This is a genomic window from Desulfobacter sp. UBA2225 (genome assembly GCF_002348205.1).
Lineage (GTDB): Bacteria > Desulfobacterota > Desulfobacteria > Desulfobacterales > Desulfobacteraceae > Desulfobacter > Desulfobacter postgatei.
Genome location: NZ_DDYV01000001.1, coordinates 1 through 12,888, shown reverse-complemented (window position 1 = coordinate 12,888; position 12,888 = coordinate 1). Strand labels below are relative to the sequence as shown.

Sequence of the window (12,888 nt, the reverse complement as noted above, 5' to 3'; positions counted from 1 at the left end):
CCCTACCCTGCCTATAAAACAAAGATTCACATCTATACCTTTCGCCCAAAGCCCATCGAATGTATCAAGCAAATAGGAGTGATTTTTTCTCGGTTCAAGGGTCGAAACCATCAAGTACGTGGGCCGTTCATCAAACACCCGGCGAACCTGCTCACGAATGCCGTCTTCGTTGATTTCAGTAAAATTAAAGTCGCTGCCCAAATGGAAAAAATCAAGCTTCTTTCCATGATCGGGACCATATTTGTTTTCAACAAAAGTTGAAAAGTCATTTTTAACCGTGGCGGAGATGGCAATAAAGCCGTCCACAAATTCCAGGGCGGACTCAAACCATTTTCCAAAGGCTGGAATCAAGGGTTCTTCGCAAAACTCTGGATGGGTAACCGGAATAATATCATAGAGGACTGCAATGACTTTGGCTCCGGACTCTTTTGCTTTGGCCACACTCGGCCAGATATCCATATGCCAGCTCGAATCCAATAGTAAAAGGACATCTCCGCTCTTTGGTAAAAATTCTGAGGTATCCCTATGTCTTATACGTATCGCAATCAATCTAACAAGTGCCTTGGCCGGCTGTATCAGGATTTTATCAATAAACATATTCAAACCGAAACGATTCCGGGGCGCAAGGAGGAATGCCTTGACCCCAGGGCGATATAGAATGGCGGCAATTAAAGTAAGAACGGCAAGATAAATCTGCTTTAGATACAATACAAACCATATGGCACCCTTCTTAGCCAATTCTTTGGCATTAAATTTAAATGTCAGGCTTGGTTCTATGTTTTCCTTTTTTTTCTTTCGGTAAAGATCCTTGACATCCACAGGAACAAATTGTCCATAACTTAAATTCACAGGGATCACTTTATAATCATCTTCGGTAGCAAGGTGTTCCATATGCCGCATGATTTCACGCACCACCCGCTGAATGCCTGTGTTCAATTCAGGGTTTTCCGGCAGGAACGAACAATCTACATAAATTTTTTTCATGGGCTATCCTAAATATGGTCAAAAAAAGCAAAATAGTTTATAATTTGTAGTTTTCCTGGATTCATATAAAAAAATTTTGGTATAGCAGGTTGTGTAACGAAAAGCCAGATTTAAAAATCTCAATAATGTCAGGACGCTTGATTTAGGAAAAATATGATAATAAAAAAAACAATTCAAGAACTTACGTCTGAGCTCAATCAACTTGACGATGATCAGGCTTTTTTAAGACAAGCATATCAATTAATTTTAGGCAGGCAGGCCAGTGACGATGAACTGCAATTTTTGCAACACCGATTGGATGCCGGAGTTGCCAGAAAAATTGTTATTGCCAACCTGCTGCTCTCCCCGGAACATGCCCAACTCAATAAAAAAAGCGTACAACTTTCCTGGCTGAAAAAAAAGCAACTCCTTATATGGAAAAATTGGCATGCCCTGTTATCCAGGATAAAGGCAATATACACCTTTGGCAGGTTGGTTTTCAACTATGCTAAAGACCCTGCCTTCATGAAAAAAGACGTACTCTCCCTTAATCGCCAGGTGGAAGAGATCAAATCCAAGTTATTTTTTTTCCTGAACCAGGAGGCCCAGGCCCAGCAGCGCAGACTTGACCAGTTCTTTTTTGATCTCAGGCAGGAGTTAAGGGCATCAAAAGATCCCACCATACTGGATAAAATAGATGCCATTTCCCGGCACGCAATAGATAACTATTATCTTTCCCTGGAACAAGCCTACAGAGGAAGCCGGGATGAAATACTCGAGCGATACAAAGCCACGGTTGATTTGGTGAAGCCTCTTTTTGCAAAAGAAAAAGAGATGCGAGCAGCAGATTTAGGCTGCGGCAGGGGAGAATGGCTTCAGATCATATCCGGTTATTGTGCCAAGGTTACCGGAATCGACATGAACAGCGCAATGATAAGCCAATGCCTCAGTCATGGATTGCAAGCCGAGCAGGGCGATTTGCTGGAATGGCTGCAGCGACAGCCTGACCAAAGCCTTGATTTGATCACAGCCTTTCATGTCATTGAGCACCTGCCATTTGAAAAACTCAATATGCTGATACATGAAATTTACCGGGTGCTCACCCATGGCGGATCTGTTATTTTAGAAACCCCCAACCCCGAGAATATCCATGTGGCCACCCATATGTTTTACAGGGACCCCACCCATAAAACCCCGGTCCCCAAGGAATTGAGCAACCACCTTCTTGAGTTCCACGGATTCACGCAAATAAAGGTACACCCCGTCCATCCGTTTGAGGAAACCATGCGCGTCCCGGAGGACAGTGAAGTGGCAAAACGTTTTAATTCAATGGTTTACGGCGCCACGGACTATATGATAACAGGGACAAAACAGTCTGCAAAAAAATGACCATTGCCATTCATCAATATACACCGGCCATCACCAAAGCAGACGGTGTCAGCAACAGCCTTTTTTTCATTAAAAGAATGCTGACCTCCCTGGGGTATGAATCTGAAATATACGCTGATAATATAGATCCGGAATTAAAGGATCTTGTCCGACCAAGGCGCACCTATCAAGAAAACAGCAACAATATCCTGCTACTCCACCATGCGGCGGCCCAGCCCGACCCCGGTTGGTTTATTAGTCTGGCCGACCGCCTGGCAATGGTTTACCATAACATCACCCCGGCCCATTATTTTGAAACCGGAACCGCCCACAGCAATGCAACGAAACAAGGAAGGGAACAGTTAGCCGGCTGGCAGGATCTGTTCGCCGGCATCATCGCCGATTCAGAATATAATGCCCAGGAGTTAAACGGCTTGGGGTATGAGAACGTACATGTCATCCCTTTGTTAATTGATTTTGAAAACATAAAAAAAAACACTGTGTCCCGGGAGATCATTAACCGGCATGAAACCACTTTTAACCTGCTCTTTGTGGGCAGGATCTGTGAAAATAAATGCCAGCACGATCTGATCCACGCACTGGCCCGGCTGGGTAACAAAAATGTTCACCTGTTCTGTGTGGGAGGAAACACCAGCCCCCCTTATCTGAAATATATTAAAAAGCTGGTTGCAGGCTACGGCTTGCAGGAACAGGTCCATTTACCCGGGAAAGTCAGTGATCAAGACCTTTGGGGATACTATCATGCAGCCGATCTGTTTGTCAGCTTAAGTGATCATGAAGGGTTCGGCATCCCGCTCATAGAAGCCTCAAGCATAGGACTGCCCGTGGTTGCCTACGACAGCAGCAATATCAGACACACCCTTGCAGGTTCAGGTCTTATTTTATCCCACAAAAACAGTACCGATGTTGCATCGGTATTGCAGCGCCTGATGACCCAGCCGTTATGGCGGCACAGATTGGCGAAAGGAGAGCAGGCAAACCTTTCCCGGTTTGACTTTGAAAATTTAAAAACCGGGCTCAACGCATTTATAAATTCACTGCTGTCCGGCACCCGCAATACCATTGACCTTCATCACCCCGCCGCAGATAAAAAAAGCACCCTGAAAATAAGCTTTGAAGGACCCTTTGACTCCAATTACAGCCTGGCGCTTGTGAACCGTGAGCTTGCGCTGGCGCTTCAGGATCAAGGTTTCATCCTTGAGCTTCATTCCACCGAAGGAGGCGGGGACTTTTCTCCGGATGAAAAGTTTCTTAACTATTTCCCCCGGATTAAAAAAATGTGGAACCGTGGCGTCAGGCAAGAAAAAGCGGATCTGGCCATCCGGAATCTTTTCCCCCCGAGGGTCAGCGGGATGAACGGCGCTTTGAAAATTCTTGCACCCTATGCATGGGAGGAATCGGTTTTTCCCGGGCAGTGGATTGACGCATTCAACATTCAGCTCCACCTTGTGGGGGCTGTATCCGGTTATGTTGCCCGAACCTTGAAAAATAACGGCATCACCGTACCCACGATCACCATGGGAAATGGGGTTGATCATTTAAAAGAGGTCGCGCCGGAGCCGCTTCCTTTCCGGTTTCCGCCCGGATATACCCTGCTGCATATTTCTTCGTGCTTCCCCCGGAAGGGCGCGGACCTGCTGCTGAAAGCCTTCACTGCAGCTGATTTCGGGGCCCGTCCGGAAGTTACCCTTATTATCAAGACCTTTCCCAATCCCCACAATAGTATCCTCAGCCAGTTGGACAAAGCGGGGTGGGTAAAAGAACAACAGTCTCAGTTGTTCTTTTATAACGGTACAATGAACAGCAAAAAGAAAATACTTCTAGTGGAAGATGAACTCTCCCCGGGTCAACTTGTTTCCCTGTACCGGCACAGCGATCTTCTCGTGGCGCCCAGCCGTGGAGAAGGCTTTGGGCTGCCCATGGCCGAAGCCATGGTGTTTGGCCTACCGGTCCTCACCACGGGTTTTGGCGGGCAAACAGATTTTTGCAGCCATGAAACCGCGTGGCTGACGGATTATAAATTCAGCCGCGCTAGAACCCACATGGCACTGCCGGATTCCGTTTGGGTGGAACCGGACCTTGGGGATCTGACCAGGCAAATGGAACATATATCCCGGCTGCCTGCTGAAAAAATAAACCGTAAAACCCGAGCCGCCAAAGAAAATATCCTCAAAAACTACGCCTGGCGACAGGTTTCAAAACGATTGACCCAGGCAATTGAGACCCTGGACCATCAGAATTGTCCAGCCACAGAACCGCGCATCGGCTGGGTAACGACATGGAATACACGCTGCGGCATCGCATCCTACTCAAAATACTTAGTCCGTTGTCTTTCTGTCGGAAAAGTGACAGTACTTGCAAACAACGCCCTTAATCTGACTGAACAAGATGGACCTGAGGTCATCCGCTGCTGGGAAGCGGACGAAAAAGATAGCCTGCAGCAACTGGTTCATAGAATTGTTGCTGCTGGGATCACGGATATAGTGATTCAATTTAATTTCAGTTTTTTCAATCTAAACGCATTATCCGGCTTCTTAGACACAATGAAAGGGTATCAAAAACGCTGTTACCTTTTTTTACACTCTACAGCAGATGTCCTGCCGCCCCATGCGCCCAAATCCCTATCGCAGATTAGATCATCACTATTCAACACCCACAGGCTGATCGTTCACTCGGTTCACGACTTGAATCACCTCAAATCCATGGGTTGCGTTGAAAATGTGATGCGCTTTCCCCATGGCGTGGATGTCAGCCCCCATTCATTGGCCCGTACAGGGGGCACATCCTTTCCTGCACCCGATCATCCCCCCACGCATCAGCCCCATGTGGATGAAAAGCTGATTGCGGCCTACGGCTTTCTGCTGCCCCACAAAGGAATCCGGGAACTGATTTGCGCCTTTGAGCTCCTGAAAAAAAAGACCCCGGACCTAAAGCTGCTTCTTTTAAACGCGCTCTATCCGGCCGCCCCAGCTTCAAAAGAGGAACAAAGACTGTGCCTGCAGCAGATCAAGGAGAGTCCATACGGCAATGACATCACCATGGATAACGGGTATCTGGAGGAAAAAGAGATTTTTAACAGGTTGTCCCGGGCGAATGTCATTGTTTATCCCTGCCAGACCACCCAGGAGTCTTCCAGTGCGTCGGTCAGGGCGGGGCTGGCCACCGGCCGCCCCATCGCAGTCACCCCCCTGGATATCTTTGAAGATGTGTCGGACGTTGTCTATACCCTGCCGGGGACAACACCTGAACACATGGCCCAAGGTATTGAAACAATGATCAATAATCGTGAAATATCCAGTCGCCTGATGTCAAAACAAAAACAGTGGCTGTTGTCCCACGATTGGCAGGTACTGGGAAGACAATTGGGGAACATCATTAAAGGATGTGCTGTTAGCCTCCATTGACATGCAACTTGGGCGTCAACCGGATAAGGCCTGCAAAAAAAGGCTCATCCCCCAATACGGTTTCAAAGACAGCACAGCCATCAACCCAATGCACACACTGGTCAACATGGCTTGCACCGGTGTGGATTGCGGCGGTAATGGAGTATTTGCCAGGTCCCAGGTTAAACTGATCAAATGAATAGACAATATCCATTGTCCGGCCCTGCTGAACATTAATCTTTTTTTTCAGATAATGTGAATTTGTGCCGTAAACATCCTGTCCGAATCGATCCCGTATAACAATCCCCAGGGTTAAATCTTCCATGGATGCCTGCCCCTTTAGGGTTATTACAATGTCAGCCGGTTTACCGCTGATAAGGATTTTCGTCTCATTGTGATGCTCATCTTTCAGTGTCACGGACTCGATCAAAACCTGCCGACTGCCGTACCCGTTGAGTGAAGGCCCTGCCCTGACATCATCATCTGAGATGGAGCGCCGTGCAATATGACGATTATAGGCATTGATGATGGTTTCGGGTTCTCCATAAGCGATTGCTGTGCCGTGATCCAATAATATTGCCTCATCACACAAAACCTTTACCGCATTCATATCGTGGGAAACAAACACAATGGATCCCCCGCCCGCCTTGAACTCCCGTATCTTCTGCATACATTTTTGCTGAAAATAGGCATCTCCTACGGACAGGGCCTCATCCACGACAAACGCCTGGGGTTCGGCATGAATGGCCACGGAAAAGGCCAGGCGCATGATCATGCCCGAAGAATATGTTTTAAGCGGCTCATGGATAAAATCCCCCAGCTCCGTAAATGCGATGATCTGATCCAACTTCCGGTTAATTTCCGGCCTGGAAAGCCCAAGATATGTTGCATTATGAATAATATTATCAATGCCTGAAAATTCATGGTTGAATCCCGTACCAAGTTCCAGCAACCCCGTTATTTTGCCCGATATATGAACGGTTCCCGTGTCCGGTATCAGAACGCCTGTGAGAAGTTTTAAAACCGTTGATTTGCCGGCCCCGTTTTCTCCGATAAGCCCAAGGGTTTTGCCACTGGGAACCATAAAACTCAGGTCTTTAACCGCATCAAATTTTTTGTGGCGGCACTGTCTGAATAGAATCTCCTTAAGCCGTTCCGATGGCTTGCGGTACAGTTTAAACGTCTTTGATATATTTTGAACTGAAATCATCTTGCCGCGTTCCTGTATACATCAAGGGTTTGATTGGCAGTGGATTCCCATGTAAAGCCCAGGGCGCGCTGCCTTCCTTTTTCCGCCAAAAGGGTTCTTGCGCCTGTGTCATGGACAACAGTTTCAATGGCCTGGGCCAGTTCACTGCTTTGCCGCGGATCAATTAAAACGGCAGCATCTCCCGCCACTTCGGGCATGCTGGAGACGTTGGAACAGATAACCGGACAGCCGCAGGCCATTGCCTCCACAATGGGAAGGCCGAACCCTTCGTATAAACTTGGATAAATCAACGCCTGGGCGCCTGTGTAAACAGCCCTTAAATCATGGTCCGGGATATGGCCTGTAATATAGACCCTGTTTTTAAGGTTTTTATTTCTGATTTTCTCAAACCAGGATTTTTCACCCCACCCTTTCCAGCCCACAAGGACAATGGGGATATCGGTTTTTGTTTCCACCAGGGCATCCACGAGAACATCAATGTTTTTTCTGGGTTCAAGGGAGCTTACAAACAGCAAATACGATGGGGGCAGATGGTACTTTTGCCTCACCGTTGCCACAACGTTCTTATCCGCAGGGGTAAACACCGGGTCCGCGGCCAGGGGTACAGCCGTTACCATGGACGGATCCACCTTGAACTCGTTGATAATCTCCTGCCGGATAAATTCTGAAATGGTCAGGATGTGCCGGGCATACCGCAGTCTTGTTTTTATAAAATATTCAAAAAAAAGCACCCTTTCCTTTGGATGGGTCTCCTTATACCGGCGCAAAGAGAGATCATAGATGGAAAATACCGTAGGCACCCTTGTGAGCCTTGCCGGTGAAAAGGCTGTTTCATGGTAAACCGAAAACCCGGGTGTCTGGTTCTGACACACCCTGTTCAGGCAATACTCATACTTCAGCCACCGGACAGCCCTCATCCCGAAAATTACATGGTCAGGCAGATACCTGACAGCCCCCACGGTTTTCTGCCACCGTCCGGCGTCTGCCATGGGCGGCATGGCGTCAACAACGCAGCGCCCGTTAAAATAACGGATATCCGCCCGGCCCATGCCATGGATGGTGTGGTATAAGTTGCGCAGGTACCTTGCAATGCCGGTTAAAAGTCCGGTCATGGGTATTGCGTTAACTAAAATTTTCATAATTGACCCGACATCCCCAGAACCATTGGATAAAAATAAAAAAGGCCGGCAAGAAAAACCATATTCAACAAGATCATCACATAGAGCCTGATCCGGCTGACGACCCGCCGCCAGATAAAAAAAGCCGCCAGGCTGAACAGCATGGTCCAGGATGCCAGAAAAATTAAAGCCATTACAGAAAATCCCTTATATCTTTTTCCAGATACCGGAGCATCAAAAAAGAAAAAAACAAAATCAGGTGGGTAACCACCGCGAGTACCCAAAGAGCTTTAAAGGAAGGGTATGAATGAAACGCAAATATTTTATGGTAGGCATCTATCAACCTGAACGCCGGATTGTACATGATAATTCTTTTTACCGGGTCTGGAAGGATATCAACAATATAAACAATGGGCGTAAACCAGAACCACAGCTGTAAAATCACCCCTGTAATTTGACGCACATCACGGATAAAAACATTTAAAACCGCCGCAATCAACCCAAGCCCCAGCGCCAACAGCTGTTGGAGATAATACAAAAACGGCAGCAACCATAACGATCTGTGAAATTCATAACCGGTACACAAGAGGATCAGAAAAAAAACCAGCATGGAGATGAGATAGGTAATGGTTTCAGACAGGTTAATATGCAAAAGCAGGGCCAAAAACGAGGTATTCACCTTTGTGATAATATGCTTTTTTGCCGGAAACACCGATGCGCAACGATTTATTGTTTCTGAAAAGGCTAACCAGGGGATAAGTCCTGCGGCAAGATAAATACCGTAGGAATTCATCTCGGAGGTTCCGGGAAGACGGGCCCCCATGAGCTTTCCGAAGATTACGATATAAATAAAAAGATTGATCATGGGCCAGATAATGGCCCACATGGACCCTAAAACCGACCCTGCAAACCGCTCGGCAAAATCCCTGCGGGTGATCTCTATAATATATGACAGGTTCAGACTTGACATGCCCTGCCCCTGATGCCCGACAAGCTATTCATCGTAATTGCACACCGTAAAGCCCTCTTTTCGGCAAAGGGCGTCCCGGCCCGCCTCTTTGATATCATGGGCCACCATCTCCTTAACCATATCCTCAAAAGAAATACGGGGCTGCCAGCCGAGTTTTGATTTTGCCTTGGCAGGGTCACCCAAGAGGGTTTCAACTTCAGCAGGCCTGAAATACATGGGGTCAACCCTGACCACCACATCCCCCGGAGTCACATCGGCAGCACCGCCCCCGGCTTTGTATGGGGCAACAGCCTCGACAATGCCTTGTTCATCCACCCCGGCGCCTTTCCATGCCAGGGTAATGCCCAGATGTGCGGCGGCAATCTCCACAAACTGCCTTACGGAATGCTGAATACCGGTGGCAATGACAAAATCTTCGGGTTTTTCCTGCTGAAGCATGAGCCACTGCATTTCCACATAATCTTTTGCATGCCCCCAGTCCCTTTTTGCATCCAGGTTGCCCAGGTAAAGGCACTTTTTAAGCCCAAGGGCAATCCTTGCCAGGGCCCTGGTAATCTTACGGGTGACAAAGGTTTCTCCCCTCAAGGGGGATTCATGGTTGAACAGGATGNNTGCAGGCATACATGCCGTAGGCTTCCCTGTAATTGACCACAATCCAGTAGGCATACAGTTTTGCCACGGCATAGGGTGATCTGGGATAAAACGGGGTGCTTTCGGTCTGGGGGAACTGTTGCACCTTTCCGTAAAGTTCGGAGGTGGATGCCTGATAAAACCGGCAATTTTCATGAAGACCAACTATTTTAAGGGCTTCAAGCATGCGCAGGGTCCCAACGGCATCGGTGTCGGCAGTATACTCGGGCGCCTCAAAGGAAACCGCCACATGGGACTGGGCTGCAAGGTTGTATACCTCATCGGGCTGAATCTGCTGCACCAGCTTAATCAGATTGGAAGAATCGGTCATGTCCCCGTAATGCAGTATGAGCCGCCTGTTTTTTAAATGTTGATCCTGGTAAAGATGATCAATCCTGTGGGTATTGAAAGAGGAGGCACGTCTTTTTATGCCGTGAACCTCATATCCTTTGCCGATCAAAAATTCAGTCAGATAAGCCCCGTCCTGTCCGGTAATACCGGTAATTAACGCTTTTTTCATTTATAATCCTAATTGGTTCCCTTCAATGTTCAGTTCCGCTTCAACCATCATCCTTGCCACATCATATCCGGTGAATTTGGCTTTCCATCCCAAGCGGTCTTCGGCCTTTTGGGGATTGGCACGGATGGTCGCAATATCAGAAGGCCGTAAAAACCTGTGATCCGTTGTAACATATTTCTTCCAGTCCAGATTAAGCCGTTGAAAAACGGCACGGATAAAATCTTCCAGGCTTATGGTCGTGCCCGTGGCAATAATATAATCGTCCGGCGTTTCTTGCTGGAGCATTTTCCACATGGCCACCACATATTCCGGTGCCCAGCCCCAGTCCCGTTCAATGCCGATATTACCTAAAATCAGTTCGCTGCATTTGCCCTGGGCAATGCGGCAGGCGGTTTTCACAATCTTTTGTGTGACAAACTGTGCAGGCCTCAGGTGGGATTCATGATTGAACAAAAGTCCTGTGCAGGCAAAAATACCATAGGCATCACGATAAGCTGCCACCTGCCAGAATGCGCAAGCCTTGGCGACCCCATAGGGACTGGCAGGGTTAAACCGGGTTTCCTCGGTGGCGGCCTGACCCTTTATATTTCCAAAACAGTCACCCGATCCGGCATTATACAATTTTACAGGCAAATTAAGTGTTCGGACCGTTTCAAGGAGATTCAATGTACCCATGCTGATTCCCTCAAAGGTAGCTACGGGTTCCTCAAAAGAGCGGGAGACCGAACTCTGCCCGGCCAGATTGTAAATCTCATCAGGTTTATATTCTTGAACAATCTGCTTCACATGGTCACAATGGCCGATTGAGGAGGGAATAAACTCAATCCTGTGCCTGATATTCAGCAGATCAAGATTATTTAAAAAAGCGTTCCCGGTATTTCGGCAGACCCCGATCACCCGGTATTGTTTTTCCAGCAGCAGCCGGGATAAAAAAGCGCCATCCTGGCCTGAAACCCCAAATATAACAGCGGTCTTCATCACCTACCCTAAATAATATATCACCTGTAAAATTATTATCTTTAAAAACCCTTAACCAATGAAAAGAAAAGATATCGACCCGGCAACTGCCGAGGTAAAGGTGGGTCTATATATCAACCATAAGGTTTCAACGCAAGTTTTTATCGGTATGAAAGCCTTTTTTCTATACTCTGTTAAGCTACTGCCTATGGTATTGATATGTCAATAACGAGGTTGTATAATTAGACAATCACCTCAAAAAATTGAGATTTACAATCTGTTTTAAAACCAAAGGAAGTCACATGAAGTCAAATAAACAACGCCTGTTGACGATACTCCTCCTGGTCCTCACAAGTACGCTGCCCCTTTCAACATCTTATGGAGCAAGCGTCTTAAAAATAACCATGGATGAACTGCTTACAGGATCCGAATTTGTATTCGAAGGGCGGGTATTGTCTGTGGAATCAAAACAGACCGGACCCAAACGGATCCACACCTTTGTCACCTGCGAAATCAAAGAAATCATTAAAGGGGAATACCCGGAACCAACCATTACCTTAAGATTTCTCGGTGGAACCGTGGGCAATCTGACCATGGCTGTCAGCGACATTCAAATTCCCCGGGACGGGGAACGGGGTGTTTACTTTGTGGAATCCCTTGACAGAAACCAGGTTCATCCCTTGTACGGCTGGAGCCAAGGACACTTTACCGTAACAGCCGACGATACCGGTACGGACAGGATGATGACCGCAAAAAACCAGCCGGTAACGGGACTCTCCCTTGACGCAGAAAGCGTGCAGCAGACAAATGGGAGAACAACCGTTAAAGCGCTAAGCACCGGGACGGCAACTGGTGTAACGATTGAACAAAACCGAAAAAATGCAAAAGGACTGCCCTTGAATGAGTTTAAACAGGCATTAAGGAAGAGATTAAATGAAATCAATCAATAACCTGACATCACACAAGGTCTTCGGCCTTATCCTTTTGTTGTTTCTTGCAACGCGAATAACGTCAAATGCCGGAGCCTATGAACTGGCAGGCTACAGCTGGCCTACAGCTTCGACCACCTTTTACGTCGATATTCCGGGCGGAGACGGCCTGTGGAATGATGCCTTTGAAAGCGCCATGTACCAATGGAGTGTGAACACAAGATTTGAATATTATATTGTCAGGGACACCTACTCGAATCCTTGCCGGGAAGATGATGAAAGAAACGGGGTCGGTTTCGCCGCTTCGGACTGCGGTGACGCCTGGGGCCAAAACACCCTTGCCGTCACCCATATCTGGTATGTCGGTGATACCATTACTGAAACCGACATTGTATTTAACGCCAATCAACACTGGGATGTTTATTCCGGCCCATGGTCCTATTCATCCAACGATTTTACCAGAATTGCCATACATGAACTCGGACATGCCCTTGGCCTGAACCATGAGAACAGCGGGATTGACTCGATCATGGCATCCTATGCCGGGGATATCTACCTTCCCCAGGAGGATGATATCGCAGGGGTTGCCGCCATATACGAAACGCCGGATACCTATTACCGGGACTGGGACGGTGACGGATACGGGGATACCTATTCGCCTTATACGACGGCCAACCGGCCCTCCGGCTATGTTATCAACGATTGGGACTGCAATGACAATGATGACACCATCCATCCCGGGGCGGCGGAAACCCGGCAGGACGGTATTGATCAGGATTGTGACGGTGCTGATGTGAGGTGTCCAAACCACCACATTTT

10 protein-coding genes and 1 pseudogene are annotated in these 12,888 nt (G+C 47.7%); 4 read left to right on the top strand and 7 right to left on the bottom strand.

Features of this window, described 5'->3' with window-relative positions; all coding sequences use genetic code 11:
- The coding region (locus B3D59_RS00055; RefSeq protein WP_286817047.1) for a hypothetical protein at window positions 1-984 on the bottom strand (984 nt) is incomplete at its 3' end.
- Window positions 985-1,137: 153 nt separating this feature from the next.
- Here B3D59_RS00055 and B3D59_RS00050 point away from each other — a divergent pair.
- A complete protein-coding gene (locus B3D59_RS00050; RefSeq protein ID WP_286817046.1) occupies window positions 1,138-2,352 on the top strand; it encodes a class I SAM-dependent methyltransferase in 1,215 nt (404 codons plus the stop codon).
- The gene (locus B3D59_RS00045; RefSeq protein WP_286817045.1) at window positions 2,349-5,756 is read left to right on the top strand and encodes a glycosyltransferase family 4 protein; all 3,408 of its coding nucleotides are present in this window, start codon (window positions 2,349-2,351) and stop codon (window positions 5,754-5,756) included. The genes B3D59_RS00050 and B3D59_RS00045 overlap by 4 nt, the downstream gene beginning before the upstream one ends.
- Here the strand turns inward: B3D59_RS00045 and B3D59_RS00040 are convergent.
- The 6 genes and pseudogenes from B3D59_RS00040 to B3D59_RS00015 form a co-directional block, all read right to left on the bottom strand.
- Complete coding sequence (locus B3D59_RS00040; RefSeq protein WP_286817044.1) at window positions 5,743-6,945, bottom strand: ABC transporter ATP-binding protein; 1,203 nt, start codon at window positions 6,943-6,945, stop codon at window positions 5,743-5,745. The two genes, B3D59_RS00045 and B3D59_RS00040, sit on opposite strands and share 14 nt — an antisense overlap.
- On the bottom strand, window positions 6,942-8,084 hold the full coding sequence (locus tag B3D59_RS00035; protein ID WP_286817043.1) for a glycosyltransferase family 4 protein: 1,143 nt from the start codon (window positions 8,082-8,084) through the stop codon (window positions 6,942-6,944). Before B3D59_RS00035 ends, B3D59_RS00040 begins: the two co-directional genes overlap by 4 nt.
- Window positions 8,081-8,257 (bottom strand): hypothetical protein, encoded by a 177-nt coding sequence (locus B3D59_RS00030; RefSeq protein ID WP_286817042.1) that lies wholly within the window; start codon window positions 8,255-8,257, stop codon window positions 8,081-8,083. Before B3D59_RS00030 ends, B3D59_RS00035 begins: the two co-directional genes overlap by 4 nt.
- Window positions 8,257-9,033, bottom strand: a complete 777-nt coding sequence (locus B3D59_RS00025; RefSeq protein WP_286817041.1) for an ABC transporter permease — start codon at window positions 9,031-9,033, stop codon at window positions 8,257-8,259. The genes B3D59_RS00030 and B3D59_RS00025 overlap by 1 nt, the downstream gene beginning before the upstream one ends.
- 24 nt (window positions 9,034-9,057) lie before the next feature.
- A pseudogene (gene gmd / locus B3D59_RS00020) lies at window positions 9,058-10,183 on the bottom strand (GDP-mannose 4,6-dehydratase).
- Window positions 10,184-11,161, bottom strand: coding sequence for a GDP-mannose 4,6-dehydratase (locus B3D59_RS00015; RefSeq protein WP_286817040.1), 978 nt, complete (start codon window positions 11,159-11,161; stop codon window positions 10,184-10,186).
- A 281-nt stretch (window positions 11,162-11,442) separates the two neighbouring features.
- On the opposite strand from B3D59_RS00015, the gene B3D59_RS00010 reads away from it, so the two are divergent.
- Both B3D59_RS00010 and B3D59_RS00005 read left to right on the top strand, forming a co-directional pair.
- Window positions 11,443-12,090, top strand: a complete 648-nt coding sequence (locus tag B3D59_RS00010; RefSeq protein ID WP_286817039.1) for a hypothetical protein — start codon at window positions 11,443-11,445, stop codon at window positions 12,088-12,090.
- On the top strand, window positions 12,074-12,888 hold an 815-nt coding region (locus tag B3D59_RS00005), incomplete at its 3' end, for a matrixin family metalloprotease (protein ID WP_286817038.1). The genes B3D59_RS00010 and B3D59_RS00005, both read left to right, overlap by 17 nt.

Coding starts and splice junctions, on each gene's coding strand:
- B3D59_RS00015 (WP_286817040.1), bottom strand. CDS start 11,161: ATGAAGACCGCTGTTATATTTGGGGTTTCAGGCCAGGATGGCGCTTTT.
- B3D59_RS00040 (WP_286817044.1), bottom strand. CDS start 6,945: ATGATTTCAGTTCAAAATATATCAAAGACGTTTAAACTGTACCGCAAG.
- B3D59_RS00035 (WP_286817043.1), bottom strand. CDS start 8,084: ATGAAAATTTTAGTTAACGCAATACCCATGACCGGACTTTTAACCGGC.
- B3D59_RS00045 (WP_286817045.1), top strand. CDS start 2,349: ATGACCATTGCCATTCATCAATATACACCGGCCATCACCAAAGCAGAC.
- B3D59_RS00010 (WP_286817039.1), top strand. CDS start 11,443: ATGAAGTCAAATAAACAACGCCTGTTGACGATACTCCTCCTGGTCCTC.
- B3D59_RS00025 (WP_286817041.1), bottom strand. CDS start 9,033: ATGTCAAGTCTGAACCTGTCATATATTATAGAGATCACCCGCAGGGAT.
- B3D59_RS00030 (WP_286817042.1), bottom strand. CDS start 8,257: ATGGCTTTAATTTTTCTGGCATCCTGGACCATGCTGTTCAGCCTGGCG.
- B3D59_RS00050 (WP_286817046.1), top strand. CDS start 1,138: ATGATAATAAAAAAAACAATTCAAGAACTTACGTCTGAGCTCAATCAA.